This is a genomic window from Bradyrhizobium sp. Unk1, from assembly GCF_059512345.1.
This window is the reverse complement of sequence record NZ_JCAMOP010000022.1, coordinates 41,355-59,842: the sequence shown is the minus strand read 5'-3', so window position 1 is coordinate 59,842 and position 18,488 is coordinate 41,355. Positions and strand designations below refer to the sequence as shown.

20 protein-coding genes are annotated in these 18,488 nt (G+C 63.7%); 12 read left to right on the top strand and 8 right to left on the bottom strand.

Annotation, left to right across the window (positions count from 1 at the left end; all coding sequences use genetic code 11):
* The first annotated feature begins 111 nt into the window (after nucleotides 1–111).
* The 6 genes from AC5ZFO_RS26745 to AC5ZFO_RS26720 all read left to right on the top strand — a co-directional run bounded on the left by AC5ZFO_RS26745 (nucleotide 112) and on the right by AC5ZFO_RS26720 (nucleotide 5,152).
* On the top strand, nucleotides 112–1,089 hold the full coding sequence (locus AC5ZFO_RS26745; protein WP_282524353.1) for a small ribosomal subunit Rsm22 family protein: 978 nt from the start codon (nucleotides 112–114) through the stop codon (nucleotides 1,087–1,089).
* Nucleotides 1,090–1,225: 136 nt separating this feature from the next.
* Nucleotides 1,226–1,786 carry a LemA family protein gene (locus tag AC5ZFO_RS26740; RefSeq protein WP_282524354.1) on the top strand — a complete coding sequence of 187 codons (561 nt, stop codon included), beginning with the start codon at nucleotides 1,226–1,228 and terminating at the stop codon, nucleotides 1,784–1,786.
* 32 nt (nucleotides 1,787–1,818) lie between these two features.
* The gene (locus tag AC5ZFO_RS26735) at nucleotides 1,819–3,021 is read left to right on the top strand and encodes a M48 family metalloprotease (RefSeq protein ID WP_282524355.1); all 1,203 of its coding nucleotides are present in this window, start codon (nucleotides 1,819–1,821) and stop codon (nucleotides 3,019–3,021) included.
* Between the two features lie 222 nt (nucleotides 3,022–3,243).
* A complete protein-coding gene (locus tag AC5ZFO_RS26730) occupies nucleotides 3,244–3,996 on the top strand; it encodes a P-loop NTPase family protein (protein WP_071916170.1) in 753 nt (250 codons plus the stop codon).
* 60 nt (nucleotides 3,997–4,056) lie between these two features.
* The gene (locus AC5ZFO_RS26725; protein ID WP_282524356.1) at nucleotides 4,057–4,725 is read left to right on the top strand and encodes a hypothetical protein; all 669 of its coding nucleotides are present in this window, start codon (nucleotides 4,057–4,059) and stop codon (nucleotides 4,723–4,725) included.
* A gap of 94 nt (nucleotides 4,726–4,819) precedes the next feature.
* Nucleotides 4,820–5,152 (top strand): GIY-YIG nuclease family protein, encoded by a 333-nt coding sequence (locus AC5ZFO_RS26720; protein WP_282524357.1) that lies wholly within the window; start codon nucleotides 4,820–4,822, stop codon nucleotides 5,150–5,152.
* A gap of 221 nt (nucleotides 5,153–5,373) precedes the next feature.
* Here the strand turns inward: AC5ZFO_RS26720 and AC5ZFO_RS26715 are convergent, their stop codons facing one another.
* From AC5ZFO_RS26715 to petA, 7 genes are all read right to left on the bottom strand, one after another.
* A complete protein-coding gene (locus AC5ZFO_RS26715; RefSeq protein WP_282524358.1) occupies nucleotides 5,374–5,880 on the bottom strand; it encodes a GNAT family N-acetyltransferase in 507 nt (168 codons plus the stop codon).
* A gap of 39 nt (nucleotides 5,881–5,919) precedes the next feature.
* Nucleotides 5,920–6,570 carry a glutathione S-transferase family protein gene (locus tag AC5ZFO_RS26710; protein WP_282524359.1) on the bottom strand — a complete coding sequence of 217 codons (651 nt, stop codon included), beginning with the start codon at nucleotides 6,568–6,570 and terminating at the stop codon, nucleotides 5,920–5,922.
* A 150-nt stretch (nucleotides 6,571–6,720) separates the two neighbouring features.
* Nucleotides 6,721–7,260, bottom strand: coding sequence for an adenine phosphoribosyltransferase (locus AC5ZFO_RS26705; protein ID WP_014497384.1), 540 nt, complete (start codon nucleotides 7,258–7,260; stop codon nucleotides 6,721–6,723).
* 9 nt (nucleotides 7,261–7,269) lie between these two features.
* Nucleotides 7,270–9,435, bottom strand: coding sequence for an anthranilate synthase component I (locus AC5ZFO_RS26700; protein WP_282524360.1), 2,166 nt, complete (start codon nucleotides 9,433–9,435; stop codon nucleotides 7,270–7,272).
* Between the two features lie 306 nt (nucleotides 9,436–9,741).
* Nucleotides 9,742–10,431 carry a dienelactone hydrolase family protein gene (locus AC5ZFO_RS26695; protein ID WP_282524361.1) on the bottom strand — a complete coding sequence of 230 codons (690 nt, stop codon included), beginning with the start codon at nucleotides 10,429–10,431 and terminating at the stop codon, nucleotides 9,742–9,744.
* Between the two features lie 144 nt (nucleotides 10,432–10,575).
* Entirely contained in the window at nucleotides 10,576–12,639 is a 2,064-nt protein-coding gene (gene fbcH / locus AC5ZFO_RS26690; protein ID WP_282524362.1) for a cytochrome b/c1, read from the bottom strand.
* 62 nt (nucleotides 12,640–12,701) lie between these two features.
* On the bottom strand, nucleotides 12,702–13,232 hold the full coding sequence (petA, locus tag AC5ZFO_RS26685) for a ubiquinol-cytochrome c reductase iron-sulfur subunit (RefSeq protein WP_282524363.1): 531 nt from the start codon (nucleotides 13,230–13,232) through the stop codon (nucleotides 12,702–12,704).
* A gap of 278 nt (nucleotides 13,233–13,510) precedes the next feature.
* On the opposite strand from petA, the gene AC5ZFO_RS26680 reads away from it, so the two are divergent.
* From AC5ZFO_RS26680 to AC5ZFO_RS26655, 6 genes are all read left to right on the top strand, one after another.
* A complete protein-coding gene (locus AC5ZFO_RS26680) occupies nucleotides 13,511–13,969 on the top strand; it encodes a tRNA (cytidine(34)-2'-O)-methyltransferase (RefSeq protein ID WP_014497389.1) in 459 nt (152 codons plus the stop codon).
* 18 nt (nucleotides 13,970–13,987) lie between these two features.
* Nucleotides 13,988–14,623, top strand: coding sequence for a 7-carboxy-7-deazaguanine synthase (queE, locus tag AC5ZFO_RS26675; protein WP_282524364.1), 636 nt, complete (start codon nucleotides 13,988–13,990; stop codon nucleotides 14,621–14,623).
* Nucleotides 14,624–14,640: 17 nt separating this feature from the next.
* A complete protein-coding gene (locus tag AC5ZFO_RS26670; protein WP_028153666.1) occupies nucleotides 14,641–15,006 on the top strand; it encodes a 6-pyruvoyl trahydropterin synthase family protein in 366 nt (121 codons plus the stop codon).
* A gap of 116 nt (nucleotides 15,007–15,122) precedes the next feature.
* Entirely contained in the window at nucleotides 15,123–16,010 is an 888-nt protein-coding gene (hemF, locus tag AC5ZFO_RS26665) for an oxygen-dependent coproporphyrinogen oxidase (protein ID WP_282524365.1), read from the top strand.
* Entirely contained in the window at nucleotides 16,001–16,750 is a 750-nt protein-coding gene (locus tag AC5ZFO_RS26660) for an HAD family hydrolase (RefSeq protein ID WP_282524366.1), read from the top strand. Before hemF ends, AC5ZFO_RS26660 begins: the two co-directional genes overlap by 10 nt.
* Nucleotides 16,751–17,082: 332 nt before the next feature.
* A complete protein-coding gene (locus tag AC5ZFO_RS26655; protein ID WP_028153663.1) occupies nucleotides 17,083–17,289 on the top strand; it encodes a YodC family protein in 207 nt (68 codons plus the stop codon).
* 76 nt (nucleotides 17,290–17,365) lie between these two features.
* Here the strand turns inward: AC5ZFO_RS26655 and AC5ZFO_RS26650 are convergent, their stop codons facing one another.
* Complete coding sequence (locus AC5ZFO_RS26650) at nucleotides 17,366–18,193, bottom strand: outer membrane protein (protein ID WP_282524367.1); 828 nt, start codon at nucleotides 18,191–18,193, stop codon at nucleotides 17,366–17,368.
* Between the last annotated feature and the right edge of the window lie 295 nt (nucleotides 18,194–18,488).

Sequence of the window (18,488 nt, the reverse complement as noted above, 5' to 3'; positions counted from 1 at the left end):
CTCGCGAAGCGAGAACCCGGAATCTCGCGCCACAATCTCGAACTTCTCTGATGCGCAATTGCGCATCAGAGTTCACGACTTCGTCGCGCCCCGGAATGACGGTGGGCAAAGATGATCTCACCCACCCTCCCCGCCGAACTGAAAGCCGCCCTCGACGGCAAGCTTCAGGGCTTCTCCCGCACCGACGCCGCACAGCGCTCGCAAAAAATCTCGACCACCTATCGCGCTGGGGGCACCTCCGGCACCATCAAGTCCGACGCCGATGCACTCGCCTACGCGCTGGCACGGATGCCGGCGACCTATGCGGCCGTGGCCGCCAGCCTGAATGCGCTGACCGAGATGGCGCCGGACCTCGCCCCGGAAACCCTGCTAGACGTTGGCGCGGGCCCGGGCACCGCGAGCTGGGCCGCTGCTGAGGCCTTTCCGTCGCTGCAGGATTTTACCCTGCTCGACGCCAACGCCACGCTCAGCCGTCTCGCGCTCGAGCTGGCGCGCGACAGCACGCGTCTCGCTGATTGCCGCTATCTGCCGGGCGATGCCGGCACCAACCTCGTCGAGGCCTCGCAAGCCGATCTCGTCGTCGCGAGCTACGTCATCGGCGAGCTCAGCGAGACCGATCAGCGCAAGCTGGCGGAAACGATGTGGGCGAAAGCGCGCCACGCGCTGGTCGTGATCGAGCCCGGCACACCGGCCGGCTACGCGCGCATCCTCGCGCTGCGCCAGCAGCTGATCGCGCTCGGCGCCTATGTCGCCGCGCCCTGCCCGCACGAGAAGCCCTGCCCGCTCGTCGCGCCCGACTGGTGCCATTTCAGTCAGCGCCTCCCGCGCTCGCAAGCGCACCGCCAGATCAAGGGCGCCGACGTGCCGTTCGAGGACGAGCGCTTCATCTACATCGCCCTGACCCGGACGGCGCCCACAACACGTGCCGCGCGCCTGCTGGCGCCGCCGGATGTCGGCAAGGCCGAGATCACCGCAAAGCTCTGCACGGAGGGCGGCCTCGCCATCACCAAGGTCCCGCGGCGCGACAAGGCCGCCTATGCAAGCGCCCGGCGCTGGCGCTGGGGCGACGCGGTCATTGCCGAAAGTTAACTTCGTCGGACGCTTTTGCCTTGAACTCGGATGGTTCCCCATTCGACCAAGTCTTACCTTCCTCTGCGCCGGGCTCTCGTCCTGCGCCAATTTGGTCTAGGCTGCGCCCGCCTTCTTCCCCCTTCAGGAGTTCTCCATGTCGACCGGCTGGATCGTTCTCGGCGTCATCGTCGTCCTCGTGTTCCTGGCGTTCAGCGCCTACAACCGGCTGGTGGCGCTGAGCCAGCGCGTCGGCCAGGCCTTTGCCGACATCGACGTGCAGCTCAAGCAGCGCCACGACCTGATCCCGAACCTGGTCGAGACGGTGAAGGGCTATGCCTCGCATGAGCGCGGCACGCTCGACGACGTCATCAAGGCGCGCAACTCGGCGATGTCGGCGCAGGGGCCGGCGCAGGTATCCGCCGCCGAGAACCAGCTCTCCGGCGCGCTCGGCCGGCTGATCGCGCTGTCGGAGGCCTATCCGGACCTCAAGGCCAACGCCAACTTCCAGCAGCTCGCCAGTGAGCTCTCCGACCTCGAGAACAAGATCGCGGCGAGCCGCCGCTTCTTCAACAACGCGGTCCAGGAGTACAACACCGGCATCCAGCAGATGCCCGCCGCCCTGTTCGCCGGCATGTTCGGCTTCACCAAGAAGGACTTCTTCGATCTCGGCGCCAGCCGCACCGAGGTCGAGGCCGCTCCGCAGGTGAAGTTCTGAGTTGAGCCGATAGGCCGGCAGGGCATCGCGTCATGGCCGCGTATGGTCTCTACACGCACATCGCCTCGAACAAGTTTCGTTCGATGCTGCTGCTCGCCGGCCTGTTCATGCTGGTCTACGTGCTGGTCTATTCCGGCGCGCTGGTCGCCGAAGTCGTCATCAACAGCAATGGCACTGTCGCCTACTATCTGAACCGCGCTTTCCACGACCTCATCGTCGCCGCGCCGTTCGCGACGATCGCGGCGGCGGTCTGGATCGTCATCGCCTATTTCTTCCACCAGTCGATGATCGATGCCGTGACCGGCGGCCACGACGTCACCCGGCAGGAAGAGCCGCGGCTCTACAATCTGCTCGAAAACCTCTGCATCTCGCGCGGCATCACGATGCCGAAGCTGAAGATCATGGAGAGCCCGGCGCTGAACGCGTTCGCGACCGGCCTCAATCCGCGGCAATATTCGATCACCGTGACCACGGGTCTCCTCAATGCGCTTGATGACAAGGAGATCGAGGCGGTGCTGGGCCACGAGCTGACCCACATCAAGAACGGCGACGTGCAGCTGATGGTGGTCGCCGTCATCATCGCCGGCGTGGTCGGCTTCTTCGGCGAATTGTTCTTCCGCCTGTTCACGAGCTTCAACTGGAGCTCCGGCTCCGGCGGCTCGTGGTCGTCGGGCTCGTCCTCATCGTCGCGATCGTCCTCGTCATCGAGCGACAGCAAGAGCTCCGGCGGCGGCGCGGTGATCGTGATCATCATCGCGGTCGTGCTGATCGTGGTGGCGTGGCTGTTGTCGCAGGTGGTGAAGCTCGCGCTGTCGCGTTCGCGCGAATATCTCGCCGACGCAGGCTCGGTCGAGCTGACGAAGAATCCGGACGCCATGATCTCGGCGCTGCGCAAGATCGAGAACCGCGGCGAGCTGCTGGGCGCGACCTCGGCGGTGATGGAGCTCTGCGTCGACAATCCGCGCGAGGGCTTTGCCGATTTGTTCGCGACCCATCCCTCGGTGCAGTCCCGGGTCGACGCGCTGGTCAAGTTCGCCGGCGGCCATGATCCCGGCCCGCTGCCGCCGCCCGACGAGGCGGACGAGCCTGAGGCACAGGTGGAGCGGCAGGACGGCCCGCCGCCGTTGCGCCAGGGGCCTTGGGACGATGCAGGCGGCTCGTCCGGTCCGCCGCCCGTACCCGCACCCTCCGGAACTGCAGCCGGCAATCCGATGGGTCCTTGGGGCCATCGTTAAACGGCGGGATTTTAAAAGGGCGGGATTTTAAGCGACTTGCGAAGAGCTGCGTTGCGATTGGGAAAAACCTCGGAAATTGCCACAACCATAGGCCGAGGATTTGAATTCTCCCTTGTTTCTGCCATGTTCGCGCCCAACAGCAGACTTGGGACATCCTTGGGACATCGATTTGGGGCCCGACCGATTGCAAGGCGCAATCGGAGGGCGCGTTAGGGGACAGAAATGGCAAAGCCGGCAGTGGTTGTGGTGGGCGCGGACAAGGGCGGGGTGGGCAAGACCACGGTGTCGCGCACCCTGCTCGATTATTTTTCCGCCAACAACGTACCGACGCGCGCTTTCGACACGGAGTCGCCGCGCGGAACCCTGAAGCGCTTCCACCCCGAGATCACCGAGATCGTCGACATGATGACGACCTCGGACCAGATGAAGATCTTCGACACGCTCAACGCGGCGAGCCCGTCGGTGACCGTGATCGACGTCCGCGCCGGCCTGCTCTCGCCGGCGCTGGCCTCGCTGCGCGACATCGGCTTCCTCGACGCCGCCAAGGCCGGCCAGATCACCTTCGCGGTGTTCCACATCCTGGGCCCCTCGATCGCGTCGCTCGACGAAATCGCCGAGACCGCGGGCTTCATGGGCGGCGCAAAATATTTCCTGGTGAAGAACTTCATCAACGACACCCAGTTCTTCCAGTGGGACCAGGCGACCTACAATTCCTACTTCCACCGCATCAAGGACGCGACCGAGCTGACCATCCCCAAGCTCAACGAAATGGCCTATGAGCAGGTCGAGGTGTCCTCCGTCCCGTTCCTGAAATTCGTCGCCAACAAGGGCATCAACGACGAGGCCGCGAACTATTCCTTCGTGCTGCGCGGCTATGTCCGGCACTGGCTGGCGAATGTCTGGAGCGAGTTCGACCGGATCCGGCTGACCGACATCGTCGGATCGAAACCCGCCACCCGCCACAGCGAAAAATAGTTGCAGAGCCCGGGCGGATACGGCTGGATTGGGCGGTGAGTTCGCCTGATATAGCTGCCGATGCCCGTGACGCCCCTTTACATCATCTGCTCGCCCCGCCCGCAGGTCGGCAAGACGCTGCTGGCGCGGCTGTTGAGCGAATTTTTGCTGCTCAAGAACGGCGACGTCGCGGCCTTCGACGTCAACCTGAAGGAACCGTCGCTGCTCGACTATCTGCCGAAGGTCACCGAAACGGCTGACGTGATCGACACCTACGGCAAGATGCAGCTGATGGACCGCGTCATCGTCGATGACGGGCTGGCCAAGGTGATCGACCTCGGCTTCCACGCCTTCGACGAGTTCTTCAAGATGACCGACGAGATCGGCCTGTTGAAGGAGGCAGCACGCCGGCATGTCGCACCACAGATCCTGTTCGTGGCCGATACCGATCGCGTCTCGGCCCGCGCCCATGAGATGCTGCGCGGGCAGATCCCCCGGGTGAACCTGATCACGGTGGACAATGAGCACGTCGTGCGCGGCGAGCTGCCGGCCGCGATGGCGACCGGGCGGCTGTTCCGCCTGCCCGCGCTGCCCGGCTTCCTCAAGACCTATATCGACCGGCTGAACTTCTCCTTCACCGGCTATCTGCGTCAGGAGAAGGACGCCTCCACCGAGCTGCACCAGTGGACCCGGCGGAACTACCTCGCCTTCCGCGAGCTCGAGCTCAGCCTGATCCTGCAACGGTCCTGAGGCGATAATTTTACCCGGGCAATATTGACTGCGAGCCGGACCGGGCCTATTGAGAGGCGGACATCGGTATCCCTCGCAGCAAGGTCCCACCCCCGTGAGCATCGACCGGAAGGCAGCCGTCGCCGCCTACAAGGAGCGCAAGACCATTGCGGGCATCTACGTCGTCCGCTGTGCGGCATCGGGCGAGGCCTGGGTCGGCCAGGCGCCGAACCTGCAGACCATCCAGAACCGCATCTGGTTCTCGCTGCGCCAGGGCAGCCACACCTGCCCTACCCTCCAGGCCGCCTGGAACGCGCATGGCGAGGCTGGCCTGACGTTCGGTGAATGCGAGCGGCTGGAACATGAGGAAACGGACTACGTCAGGAACGCGCTCCTGAAGGAGCGCATGCTGCATTGGCGGTCCGCATTGAAGGCCGAGGCGATCTAGGCAGTGTACCCATAAATTCGTCGGCATGACGCGACGATAAGCCATGTCCGCTTTGCCCTGAGGTCGCGCGCCGGCGCAATCTGTCGCGAAGGAGGCATGGCGGTAGTAGGTCTCTCGTTTCAACTCGCTGCATGCGAGATGCGACGCCAGGAAAGCCTTCTTCGGGCACGTAGCGCGCTCACATGATGGGAGGGATCGGCGATCAGAACGATATTGGTCTTTCATATGCGGAGGACGTAGTACCGTGAATAAGTTTCACCACCCGGGTCCCAAGGGGCCGTGGGTTGGAAGCCCATCCTTTCGTACAGACGATGCGAGTCCGTCAGCGAGTTGTTGCTGGACAAGCGTATGCGATCGTATCCCGCGCTGCGGGCAAAGCTAATAAGTCCATCTCCGATAGCCCGTGCGATTCCGCGACCACGGTAGATTGGGGCGACAAACATGCGAACCATTTCGCACTCTCGATCATCGAAACATTTGATCGCACCGGTGCCGATGATTGCGCTTTCGGCGACCGCACACAAAAAGAGAGCCCGATCGACGTACACGGTTTCCGCGTTGTCGACGTCCGACAAACGCGAATAGATGAAGTCCCGTACAAAGGAGTCCGGGTGGCCATCAAAATGCTCATGCCAAGCGGCCTCGATGAGCCGCCGAGCCCCTGGCGCGTCGCCAAGTCGGAATGGCCGAATTGTCCAATTGGGTTCCAGCCGCGTGAGGATCGCCATGGGCATCGCCTCCCTTGACCATAGTCCCTCACGTGCAAATCAAAAATCAAGCCGGCCGTAGAGTTCGTCGAATGGTACGCACACATGCTCACGGTAGGCGGACCTCGATTGCAGCCGCTCATACCAGCGCTCAACGTTCGGCAAGTTCGGACGCGGAAGGTCAAGATTAAGGTAGCGATAAAGGTGGGTCCCTATCGGAATATCGGCAAGTGATAGGCGGTCTCCCAGCATGAAAGACCGGCCGTTCAACTGATGGTCGATATGTTTCAGACAACGGCTGGTTTGTTCCAGAGCTTTGTCGACCGCAGCCAAATTGCGCTGTGCTTCGGGCGTCCTGTACCAGCCCCAAAATACGCCAATCATGAATGCTGGCTGCAACGCGGTTTGCGACCAGTCCATCCATTGATCTGCCGTCGCCCGCTCAGCCGGATTCGTCTTCCAGAACGAAGTTTCGGAAGAGTATTTGGCCGCAAGATACCTTAAGATGGCGTGCGACTCCCAGACCATGACGCCAGCGTCATCAATCACTGGAACACGGCCATGCGGGTTCATGGCCAGGAATTCTGCCGTATCCAGCCCCCCGAACGAGCCTCCCAGTTCGACATGCTTGTGCACGATGCCGAGCTCACCGATCAGCCACATCACCTTCTGTAAGTTGAACGACGATTTGCGGCCGTAGACGGTGAGCATTTGGCGTAGACCTCAATTGGGGTATTCTGGGATATTCTCTTTCTACCTAAAGTAGCAGTAAGCAAAAATGAAGTGACGGCACAAGCTGCAATAGCTCCTTTGTCACTGCCGTCCGGCTGGCGCTATCCTGATCATCTACGCCAAAGCGACTCAATGCCCTTCGAACGTCATCAGCGTGCGCACCGGCACGTCCATTGCGCGCAGTTTGGCGGCACCGCCGAGATCGGGCAGATCGACGATGAAGCAGGCGGCGACCACATTGGCGCCGATCTGGCGCAGCAGCTTCACCGCGCCCTCCGCAGTGCCGCCGGTGGCGATGAGATCGTCGACCAGGATCACGCGCTCGCCGGGCCGGATCGCGTCGACATGCATCTCCATCTCGTCGATGCCATATTCGAGAGAGTAAGCGATGCGCACGGTGGTGTGCGGCAGCTTGCCCTTCTTGCGGATCGGCACGAAGCCGGCGGAGAGCTGGTGCGCCACCGCGCCGCCGATGATGAAGCCGCGCGCTTCCATGCCGGCGACCTTGTCGATCTTGTTGCCGGCCCAGGGATTGACCAGTTCGTCGACCGCGCGGCGGAACGCGCGCGCATCCGCGAGCAAGGTCGTGATGTCGCGGAACAGGATCCCCGGCTTGGGATAGTCGGGGATGGTGCGGACGCTCGCCTTCAGATCGTGGTCAAAGGTCATTGGTGCCTCTCAATCAACGCGCGCATCCAGCCGGAACGCATTCTCGACAATCCTCAGGCCCACCTCACCGCTGAGCGACATCAGCGATTCCGGGTGGAATTGCACGCCGGCAACCGGCAGCGTCTTGTGCTCGAGCGCCATGGCGACGCCGTCCTCGGTGCTGGCGGTGACGTCAAGCACCTCGGGCATGCTGTCGCGCTCGACATAGAGCGAGTGATAGCGGCCGATGACGATCTCGTTCGGTAGATTGCGCATCAGGCGCCCGCCGCGCACCTGCACCCGTGAGGGCCGGCCGTGCGCGGGATGCGTGAGCTGACCGAGCTCGCCACCGAAATATTCGCCGATCGCCTGCACGCCGAGACAGACGCCGAACACCGGCAGCTTCTTCTCCAGCGCCGCATCGATGGTCTTCTTGATCCCGAAATCTTCGGGCCTGCCTGGTCCGGGCGACAGCACGAGCAAATCCCACCTCTTCCGCTTGAGCATGTCGAGCGCATGCACATGGCGGACCACGGTGACGTCGGCGCCGACCTGGCGGAAATAATCGGCCAGCATGTGCACGAAGCTGTCGTCGTGATCGATCAGCAGCACCTGCTTGCCCGAGCCGGTCGCATCGGGCGCGAAGGCCGACAGCGGCTTTGGCGGATCGCCGCGCAGCGCCTGGAACAGGGCTGCGGCCTTCACCTGGCACTCGCGGTCTTCGGCCGCGGGATCGGAATCGAACAGGCAGGTGGCGCCGACACGCACCTCGGCGAGACCATCCTTCATGCGGATGGTGCGGATGGTGAGGCCCGTGTTGATGCTGCCGTCGAAATTCACCGCGCCGATCGCACCGGCATACCAGCGCCGCGGCGAGCGTTCGTGATCCTCGACGAACTGCATCGCCCAGAGTTTTGGCGCGCCGGTCACCGTCACCGCCCAGGCATGGGTGAGGAAGGCATCGAGTGCGTCGAAGCCGGGACGCAGCATACCCTCGACGTGATCGACGGTGTGGAACAGTTTTGAGTAGGTCTCGATCTGCCGCCGCGCCAAGACCTTGATCGTGCCGGGCACGCAAACGCGCGCCTTGTCGTTGCGGTCGACGTCGGTGCACATGTTGAGCTCGAACTCGTCCTTCTCCGAATTCAGGAGCTGGCGGATCTGCTCGGCATCGCCGATCGCATCGGTGCCGCGCGCGATCGTGCCCGAGATCGGGCAGGTCTCGACGCGGCGCCCGTCCGAGCGCACGAACATTTCCGGCGAGGCGGAGACGAGGAACTCGCCCTCGCCGAGATTCATCAGGGCGCCGTAGGGCGACGGGTTGATGACGCAGAGGCGCTGGAACACTTCCGCCGGCGAGCGATCGCAGGGCTCTGCGAACAGCTGTCCCGGCACCGCCTCGAACAGATCGCCGCGCGCGAAAGCCGCGCGCGCGGTTTCGACGGTGGCCTGATATTCGCCGGGAGCGTGATCGGCAAAACCCTGACGCGGTGTCTTGAGGTACGGGCTCTCGACGGTCTCACGCGGCAGGCCTTCGGTAGACTTGCCCTTCCACGCAAAATCGTAACTCAGCACCACGCCGCGGCCGGTCGCGCGGTCGTAGGCGAGCAGGCGATCGGGGACATAGAGCACGATGTCGCGCTGATCATTTTCGCGTGCGCGCTTCTGCACGAGGTCCTCGATCTGAAACACGAGGTCGTAGGCGAAGGCGCCGAACAGGCCGAGCAGCCCGTCATCGTTGGCGGAGAAGGCGGCGACGAGATCGCGTACCAGCGACATCACGCTGGCGCGCCGCGTGCGCTGGTCTTCCTCGACCGGCGCATCGCCGCGGATGATGTGGCCGGCAAGCCGCGTGGCGCTCTTCTCGGAGATCACGACACAGGGCTCGCGCAGCACGTCTGCGAGGAAGGCGATCAGCACCTGGCCGCGTTCATTGAGCGCTTCCAGCTTGAAATTGACGCCAGTGGTCTCGAGCTTGAGCGGCGGGTCGGAGAAGCCGAGGTCAAAGCTCTCGTAGCGGCCGGGCACGGTCGTGCCCGAGGACAGAACCACGCCGCGGCGGCGGTCGAGCAGGTTGATGAGATCGTCGAGCCTGTTGGCGCCGCCGGTGAACTGCTCCGCCACACGCGTGATCGCGAGACCACCGCGGGTCACGTACTCACTTCGGGCCGGGAGGGCAAAGACTGTCCTGTTCATGTCGTCCTCTTACGAAACTTGCCGAGGGAACGCCACACAGGACAAACGATCAGGCCGCCGCACTGCGTGGCGACCTTCGACGATTTTGAGAAATGAAATCGCACCGGCCACCTCTTTAGGAGGTGCGCCACCAAAGACGGGCTGGGCGGACGGCGGTGCTCATGGGGCCGATACTCACCATGGCGCGGGGACGGCGTCAAGGGTGGCCCCGGCGCCGTAGCCCGGATGGAGCGTAGCGCAATCCGGGGTTCGGCCACGTTGAGACGGCCCCGGATTACGCTTCGCTCCATCCGGGCTACGGGTTGGTTAAGCTGCGCTGTTGCCGCCCAGATGATTTGCGAAGAACTTGATCGCCCTGCCCCAGGCGAGCTCGGCGGCTTCGCGGTCGTGCACGGCCTGGCGCTGCTCGTTGACGAAGGCGTGTTCGGCGTCATAGCGGAACAGCTCCAGCGACTTGCCGGCGGCCTTCATGCCGTTTTCAAAGGCATCGACCAGTTGCGGCGTGCACCAGTCGTCCTTGTTGGCGAAATGGGCCTGGAGTGGGATCTTCACGTCGGCGGGCTTGGCCGCCTGCTCCGGCGGGATGCCGTAGAATACGACGCCGGCCGCAAGCTCCGGAATCTTGGTCGCCCCGATGATGGTGACGGCGCCGCCGAGGCAGAACCCTGTTAGCCCGACCTTGGCGCCGTTGCGCGACAGGTATTGCGTGGCGCCGCGCACGGTCTGCGTGGTGGCGTCCATGAAGTCGAGCGAGTTCATCTCCTTACCGGCGGCGTCCATGTCGTGATACGGCACCACCTTGCCCTTGTAGAGATCGGGCGCCAGTGTATCGAAGCCGGCGAGCGCAAAGCGGTCGCACAGGCCCTTGATCTGGTCCGACAGGCCCCACCATTCCTGGATCACGACCACGCCCGGCGCGTTGCCGCGCGCGGCGTTGGCGAGATAGCCCGAGGCGTCCTTGCCGTCCGGGCGCTTGAAGGTGATGGCGGTTCCCATGGTGTCCTCCGATGAGTTTCTGGGGGAGCGGTTGGCGGTATTTTGGCGTTTGAGCGAGCGATAGGCAATCGCGCCAATCAACACACGCTCGTGTCCAACAAAAAAGCCCCCTTGCGGGGGCTCTTCATTTTCGTCTCGATCCACTCAGTGGGAGTCGGACCAGACCTTCTTCTTGGTGAAGTACATCAGGCCCGCGAAGATGATCAGGAACACGAACACCTGGAAGCCGAGGCGCTTGCGCGCTTCCATGTGGGGTTCGGCGGTCCACATCAGGAACGTGGTGACGTCCTTGGAATATTGCGCGACCGTGGTCGGCGAGCCGTCGTCATAGGTCACCTGGCCGTCGCTGAGCGGCTTCGGCATCTTGATGGCGTGGCCCGGGAAGTATTTGTTGAAGTAGGAGCCTTCCGGGATGGTCACGCCCTCAGGCACCTTGTCCTCAAAGCCCTGGAGCACCGCCGCGACATAGTCCGGGCCCTGCTCCTGGTACTGGGTGAAGAAGTCGAAGATGAACCAGGGGAAGCCGCGGCCGTAGGAGCGCGCCTTGGTGATCAGCGACAAATCGGGCGGCGCCGCACCGCCGTTCGCCGCGCGGGCCGCCTGCTCGTTCGGGAATGGCGAGGGGAAATAGTCTGCCGGCCGGCCCGGGCGCTCGAACATGTCACCCGCATCGTTCGGGCCGTCCTTGACCTTGTAGTCGGAGGCAAACGCCGCCGCCTGCGCCACCGAATAGCCGGGGCCGCCGGCTTCCGCGAGGTTGCGGAACGCGATGTAGGACAGGCCGTGGCAGCTCGAGCAGACCTCCTTGTAGACCTTCAGGCCGCGCTGGAGCGCGCCGCGGTCGTACTTACCGAAAGGGCCGGAGAACGACCATTTGTTGCCCGGCGGCCTGTCGCTGCCTTCGGAGGCGCGAGCGTCCTGAAGGCTGCCGAGGAACAGCGCGCCGGCGGCAACGAGCGCGATGGCGACCGAGGCCACCGCCTTGCCGCCCTTGGCCAGGATCGCCTCCGAGATCGAGTTCGGCACCGGCCGCGGCGTCTCGATGCGCGAGAGCAGCGGCAGCACGATCAGGAAGTAGGCGAAATAGCAGACCGTCAGGACCCGGCCGGCAATCACGTAGATGCCTTCCGGCGGCTGCGCGCCGAGATAGCCGAGCAGGATGCAGACCGCGACGAAGATCCAGAAGAACTGCTTGGCCAGCGGCCGGTACTTCGACGACCTGGTCTTGGCGGCATCGAGCCAGGGCAGGAAGCACAGGATGATGATCGCCGAGAACATCCCGATCACGCCTGCGAGCTTGTTCGGGATCGAACGCAGGATCGCGTAGAACGGCAGGTAATACCATTCCGGCACGATGTGCGGCGGCGTCACGCCCGGGTTCGCCGGAATGTAGTTGTCGGCGTCGCCGAGATAGTTCGGCATGTAGAAGATGAACCAGGCGTAGAGCAGCAGGAAGCAGGCGACACCGAACCCGTCCTTGATGGTCGCGTGCGGCGTGAACGGCACCGTATCCTTTTCCGTCTTCGGCTCGACACCGTCAGGATTGTTCTGGCCGGCGACGTGCAGCGCCCAGACGTGGAGCACGACGACGCCAGCGATCAGGAACGGCAGCAGATAGTGCAGCGAGAAGAAGCGGTTCAGCGTCGGGTTGCCGACCGAATAGCCGCCCCACAACAGCGTCACGATGCTCTCGCCGACATAGGGAATGGCGGAGAACAGGTTGGTGATGACGGTGGCGCCCCAGAAGCTCATCTGGCCCCACGGCAGCACGTAGCCCATGAAGCCCGTCGCCATCATCAGGAGGTAGATGATGACGCCGAGGATCCACAGCACCTCGCGCGGCTCCTTGTAAGAGCCGTAATAGAGGCCGCGCAGCATGTGGACGTAGACCGCGAAGAAGAACATCGACGCGCCACAGGCATGCATGTTGCGCAGCAGCCAGCCGTAATTGACGTCACGGACGATTAGCTCGACCGACTTGAAGGCGAGATCGGCGTGCGGCGTGTAGTGCATCGCCAGGACCACGCCGGTCAGGATCTGCATCCCCAGCATGAAGGAGAGGATGGCGCCGAAGGTCCACCAATAGTTCAGGTTGCGCGGGGTGGGATAGACGACGAAGGAGGAATGGACGAGACCGATGATCGGCAGACGTCGCTCGATCCATTGCAGGGCCGGATTGCTCGGCTGGTAGTCGGATGGTCCGCTCATGATGCGATCCTGAGGAAATAGTACGACGAGACGGCGCGAAGCTTCGGGCGAAGGCCCGAAGCTCAGCCGATCTGGATTTTGGTGTCGGAAACGAATTGGTACGGCGGCACCGGCAGGTTCGCGGGCGCGGGCCCCTGGCGGATGCGGCCGGACGAATCGTACTGCGAACCATGGCAGGGGCAGAAGAACCCGTCGTAATTGCCCTCATGAGCGATCGGGATGCAGCCGAGATGGGTGCAGATGCCGATCACGACCAGCCACTGCTCATGGCCCGGCTTGACCCGGGCCTCGTCGGACTGCGGATCGGGCAGGCTCGCCACGTTGACGGCGCGTGCCTCGTCGATCTGCTTCTTGGTGCGGTGGCTGATATAGATCGGCTTGCCGCGCCAGAACACCTTGATGTCCTGTCCCTCGGCGACCGGGGTGAGGTCGACCTCGATCGGCGCACCGGCGGCGATGGTCGACGCATCGGGATTCATTTGAGAGATGAAGGGCCAGAGCGCAGCTGCGCCCCCTACTGCTGCAGCTGCCCCCGTTGCAACGAATAAGAAATCACGGCGTGTCGGATGGTCCGCCGAAGACGCTGTCGTCACGATTCCAACCCTTTCTTCTTATGCTGCCGACGGAACCGTTCCGGGAGCCCCCGAGGTCCCCAAAACAGTGTGCCGGCGCCCGCGGCCCCCCGCGGCGGCAGAACTTCACTTGTCCCCACCGAAACAAGGCGAAAACAGCAGTCCAGAATCGTTCTATTGGCACCCTTGCCGGGCGAGCGCAAGCCCGCTAACGGCGTGGGGGCGTGCAATGCACGAATTCCGCGGCCGGCGATGTTTTATTGAGACATTTCCGGCCCGCACCGACCCCGATACAGCCCATGCAGATCGCGCTTTTCCAACCCGACATCGCCCAGAACACCGGCACGATTCTCAGGCTCTGCGCCTGCCTGGGCATGGCGGCCCACATCATCGAGCCGGCAGGCTTCCCGTTCTCCGACCGCTTGTTCCGCCGGGCGGGAATGGACTACCTCGATCATGTCAGCGTGACCCGCCACGACTCCTGGTCGAAATTCGAGGACTGGCGTGCGACACAGGGCTACCGCCTGCTGCTGTTCACCACCAAGGCCGCCACCGATTACCGCGATTTTCATTACCAGACGTCGGACATCCTGCTATTCGGGCGCGAGAGCGCCGGCGTCACCGACGCGGTGGTCGAGGCTGCGGATGCGCGGCTGGTGATCCCCATCACGGCGGGGCTGCGGTCGCTTAATGTCGCCATGACCGCGGCGATGGCCGCAGGCGAGGCACTGCGGCAGCTCCGGAACCCGCAAGTTTGAGATGTTGAGGAGAGACCATTGAGTTACGCGGTCAAGGAAATCTTCCTGACCCTGCAAGGCGAAGGCGCCCATGCCGGGCGCGCGTCCGTGTTCTGCCGTTTTGCCGGCTGCAACCTCTGGAGCGGCCGCGAGGCCGACCGCGAGGAAGCAACCTGCAAATTCTGCGACACCGACTTCGTCGGCACCGACGGCACGCTCGGCGGCCGCTATGCCTCGGCCGCGGAACTCGCCGACACCATCGCCGCGCAATGGACGGCAACCACCGACAACAACCGCTACGTGGTGCTCACCGGCGGCGAGCCGCTGCTCCAGGTCGATGCCGCGCTGATCGACGCCCTCCACGCACGCGGCTTCGAGATCGGCGTCGAGACCAACGGCACGATTGCGGCGCCTGAGGGGCTCGACTGGATCTGCGTCAGCCCCAAGGGCGGCAGCGAGCTCGTCCAGTGCCGCGGCCATGAGCTGAAGCTGGTCTATCCGCAGGCCCTCGCCGCCCCCGAGACCTTCGAGAGCCTCGCCTTCGAACGCTTCTCGCTGCAGCCGATGGACGGACCCGAGGTTGCCCAAAACACCGTGCGTGCGATCGACTATTGCCTGCGCCATCCGCAATGGCGGCTGAGCGTGCAGACGCATAAATCGCTCGGCATCAGATAGGATTGGTTTTCGAACAGATGTGGGAATTGACGAAATCGTTCCGCTTCGAGGCGGCGCACTCATTGTCGGGAACGACCTTTGGCGCCGCGAGCGAGGAGATCCACGGCCACTCCTTCCGCGCCGAGGTGACGTTGCGCGGCACGCCCGATCCTGCGACCGGCATGGTGGTCGATCTCGGCCTGGTCCAGCGCGCCATCGAGGACGTGCGGCTCACGCTGGACCACAAATACCTCAACAAGATCGAGGCGCTGGGCACACCGACGCTGGAGAACCTCTCGCGCTTCGTCTGGGAGCGGCTCCAGCATATCGGCAAGCTCACCCGCGTCAGCATCCACCGCGACAGTTGCAACGAGAGCTGCACCTATTACGGTCCGCAGGGGTGAAATTCGTAGGGTGGGCAAAGCGCAGCGTGCCCACCATCGAGCTCTACGATGAAGATTGGTGGGCACGGCGCCAGGGCGCCTTTGCCCACCCTACGAGACCGGTTTTGGAATTGGATATGGACGCTTCAACAATCGAAGACCGCAAGAGCCGCGCCCGCGCCTGGTTCGAACGCTTGCGCGACGACATCTGCGAAAACTTCGAGCGGCTCGAGGACGACGCGCCGGAAAGCCTTTATCCGGGCGAGGCCGGGCGCTTCAAACGCACGCCCTGGCAGCGCACCGATCATACCGGCGCGCCCGGCGGCGGCGGCGTGATGTCGATGATGTCCGGCCGCCTGTTCGAGAAGGTCGGTGTGCATTGCTCGACGGTGCACGGCGAATTCGCGCCCGAGTTTCGCGCCCAGATCCCGGGCGCGGCAGAGGACCCCAAGTTCTGGGCCTCCGGCATCTCGCTGATCGCGCATCTGCGCAATCCACACGTCCCCGCCGTGCACATGAACACCCGCTTCGTCGTCACCACAAAAGCCTGGTTCGGCGGCGGCGCCGATCTCACCCCGGTGCTCGACCGCCGGCGCACGCAGGACGATGCCGACGCGCTCGCCTTCCACGCCGCAATGAAGGAGGCCTGCACCGGCCCGAACGGCGTTGCCGACTACGACAAGTACAAGAAATGGTGCGACGAGTATTTCTACCTGCCACACCGCAAAGAGGCCCGCGGCATCGGCGGCATCTTCTACGACTGGCACGACAGCGGCGACTGGGACGCCGACCTCGCCTTCACCCAGGACGTCGGCCGTGCCTTCCAGAAGATCTACCCTGACATCGTCAGGCGCAATTTCGCGAGCGCCTGGACCGCTGAGGATCGCGAGGAGCAATTGATCCGGCGTGGACGCTATGTCGAGTTCAACCTGCTCTACGACCGCGGCACCATCTTCGGGCTCAAGACCGGCGGCAACGTGGACTCGATCCTGTCGTCGCTGCCGCCGGAGGTGAAATGGCCATGAGCACCACGATGCCTCCGCTGCCGCGCGCCATGCTGATCGACATGGACGACACCATCCTGTCGGCCTACGGCCGGCCCGAAATCGCCTGGAATACGATCGCGGAAGAATTTGCCGACGAGCTCGCGCCGCTGCCGCCGCAGCAGGTCGCGACCGCAGTTTTGGCCTTCGCACGAAACTTCTGGGCGAATGCGGAAGCCGCGTGGCGGATGAAGCTTGGCGAGGCACGGCGGCTCACGGTGCGGGGCGGCTTTGCCGCGCTCGCCGCCGACGGCCACCGCGCCCTCTCCGACGATCTCGCCGATCGCCTCGCCAACCGCTTCACGACCTATCGCGAAGAAGCGATCTTCGTGTTCCCCGGTGCGCATGATGCTATCGACGCGTTCAAGGCACGCGGCGTCAAGCTCGCGCTGGTCACCAACGGCGCCGCCGACATGCAGCGCGCCAAGGTCGAGCGCTTCGAGCTGACCCATCGCTTCGATCACATCCAGATCGAGGGCGAGCACGGCTTCGGCAAGCCCGAGGAGCGCGCCTATCTGCACGCGATGGAGGCGCTGGGCGTCACCGCGAAAGACACCTGGATGATCGGCGACAATCTGGAATGGGAGGTCGTGACGCCGCAGCGCCTCGGCATCTATTCGATCTGGATCGACGTGCATGGCGACGGCCTGCCCGAAGGCTCGGCCGTCAAGCCCGACCGCATCATCCGCTCGCTGACCGAACTCGTGCCGGACCCGACCTAGCCAAGGCGCGCAACCAAAAACATCGAAAACAACCCCATGCACAGTAGCCGGCTGCTGCAATTTCAACAGCTTGCCGCAAACGCAATGCATTGCTGATTTTACGAAATCATTTGACGCGTCGGGCAAAACAGGCGCATGATGCCATCATCGCCGCGCCCGGGACGGAAGAGCCCCTGGTGACCTCGGGCGATCCCCCACTCGAACCTCTGCCATCGACCTTTCGGCAGTCTGTGCAAGCCGCAGCGAATTCACGGGTCCCATAGCCCGTGATCGGCCTGTCATGACGGCTTGCTAGCCTCCCCTCTCGTCGATCAACCCCGAAAGGACCATCCATGGAACTGAAAACCGGCGACGTCGTGATGCTGAAATCCGGCGGCCAGCCGCTGACCGTCGCAGAGGTGAAAGGCGACGACATCCTCTGCCTCTGGATGGGCTCGGAAGGCGATCTGTTCCGCGAGACGCTGCCGCTGGCCGCGCTCGACCGCCTGGAAGTGGAAGACCACGACGAGGATGAGGACGAAGACGAGGATGACGAATAGGCACGCCTAAGCGACCTGCGATCGCGAGAAAGGGAGACCTGAAGCCTCCCTTTCTTCGCGTCTTCAGATCCGCTGATCAGAAGCGATAGTTCACACCAACGCGGGCGATGTCGAAGCTCGGCTTGATATCGACGTGAGTCGCGATGACGCCCGTCAACCCGGCCGGCGATTGAAGCGAGCCGGTCAAGTTGTAGCCTTTCGTGCCGAAACCCATGTGCAGATACTCGCCCTTGACCGACCACCCTGTCCCCAGAGCATATTCGAAACCGCCGCCAACCGCGTAGCCGATCAGGACGGCGCTGTCAGAAGCGCTCATGGAGCCCAGCGGTCCCAAGGTTGGCGGGAAGAGGGCAGTGACGATACTGCCCGTAGCGTTCGCACTAACCTTGGTATCGGCCAACGCAATACCGCCGGTCGCGTAGAGCAACGCCGGCCCAAACGCATAACCCACTCGGCCACGGAAGGTCGCATACCAATCGGTGCTGACGGAAGTACTGCCGCTGAAATTGCCGCCGATGGAGACGGGAACACCAATAGCCGAGTTGCCGGTGCTGGCCTTTGAATTGAGATACTGCCAATCAGCCTCGATGCCGAGCACCGTCTGCTCAATCTGCCAGTTGTAGCCGCCCTGGACACCGGCGGTGACCCCATTACCGTTGCCGGATACGGGGTTGAAGCCATAGATGCCCGAACCGCCATTCGAGTTCACGATTGTCCCGGTGGCGTTCGACGCACCGTAGCTGCCCCAGCCATAACCAACGTTGCCGCCGATATAGAATCCCGTCCAGTTGCCCACCTGAGCGGGAGCCTTCGACGACATACGGACCGGCGCCAGATCCGCAGCCTGGGCCGTGATCGGGCCGAGAGCGACTGTCGACAGCAATACAAGCGAAAACTTCCTCATTTCAACACCCCCCCTTATTGAGCCGCACTGGCGGCCTGCCAATCATCATGAAGCAAAACCAACGCAGCCTCAAAGCGCGATTGAATGCGCGAATCAGATCGCCCAATCGTTGCGCTCGGAGCCGGCGACTCCCTTCGCTGCTCGGGGCGGACAATGCGACGCCGTGTCTGCTCTGTTTGGTGAAGCGGACCTCGAGGGACTGCCTCTCGCTGGTCGGCTATGGGTCAAAGTGGTCTATCGGCTTATCGCGCGGAAATGTCCGCTGAGGGCCACGAGCGGGCACCGGGGCGACGGC

Bases quoted from the DNA above. Each gene is read 5' to 3' on its own strand.
- AC5ZFO_RS26715 (WP_282524358.1), bottom strand. From the start codon at position 5,880: ATGGCGATCCTCACGCGGCTGGAACCCAATTGGACAATTCGGCCATTC.
- AC5ZFO_RS26745 (WP_282524353.1), top strand. From the start codon at position 112: ATGATCTCACCCACCCTCCCCGCCGAACTGAAAGCCGCCCTCGACGGC.
- AC5ZFO_RS26680 (WP_014497389.1), top strand. From the start codon at position 13,511: ATGCAGATCGCGCTTTTCCAACCCGACATCGCCCAGAACACCGGCACG.
- AC5ZFO_RS26740 (WP_282524354.1), top strand. From the start codon at position 1,226: ATGTCGACCGGCTGGATCGTTCTCGGCGTCATCGTCGTCCTCGTGTTC.
- AC5ZFO_RS26725 (WP_282524356.1), top strand. From the start codon at position 4,057: ATGCCCGTGACGCCCCTTTACATCATCTGCTCGCCCCGCCCGCAGGTC.
- AC5ZFO_RS26735 (WP_282524355.1), top strand. From the start codon at position 1,819: ATGGCCGCGTATGGTCTCTACACGCACATCGCCTCGAACAAGTTTCGT.
- hemF (WP_282524365.1), top strand. From the start codon at position 15,123: ATGGACGCTTCAACAATCGAAGACCGCAAGAGCCGCGCCCGCGCCTGG.
- AC5ZFO_RS26650 (WP_282524367.1), bottom strand. From the start codon at position 18,193: ATGAGGAAGTTTTCGCTTGTATTGCTGTCGACAGTCGCTCTCGGCCCG.
- AC5ZFO_RS26655 (WP_028153663.1), top strand. From the start codon at position 17,083: ATGGAACTGAAAACCGGCGACGTCGTGATGCTGAAATCCGGCGGCCAG.
- AC5ZFO_RS26660 (WP_282524366.1), top strand. From the start codon at position 16,001: ATGGCCATGAGCACCACGATGCCTCCGCTGCCGCGCGCCATGCTGATC.
- AC5ZFO_RS26730 (WP_071916170.1), top strand. From the start codon at position 3,244: ATGGCAAAGCCGGCAGTGGTTGTGGTGGGCGCGGACAAGGGCGGGGTG.
- AC5ZFO_RS26705 (WP_014497384.1), bottom strand. From the start codon at position 7,260: ATGACCTTTGACCACGATCTGAAGGCGAGCGTCCGCACCATCCCCGAC.
- fbcH (WP_282524362.1), bottom strand. From the start codon at position 12,639: ATGAGCGGACCATCCGACTACCAGCCGAGCAATCCGGCCCTGCAATGG.
- AC5ZFO_RS26670 (WP_028153666.1), top strand. From the start codon at position 14,641: ATGTGGGAATTGACGAAATCGTTCCGCTTCGAGGCGGCGCACTCATTG.
- AC5ZFO_RS26695 (WP_282524361.1), bottom strand. From the start codon at position 10,431: ATGGGAACCGCCATCACCTTCAAGCGCCCGGACGGCAAGGACGCCTCG.
- AC5ZFO_RS26700 (WP_282524360.1), bottom strand. From the start codon at position 9,435: ATGAACAGGACAGTCTTTGCCCTCCCGGCCCGAAGTGAGTACGTGACC.
- AC5ZFO_RS26710 (WP_282524359.1), bottom strand. From the start codon at position 6,570: ATGCTCACCGTCTACGGCCGCAAATCGTCGTTCAACTTACAGAAGGTG.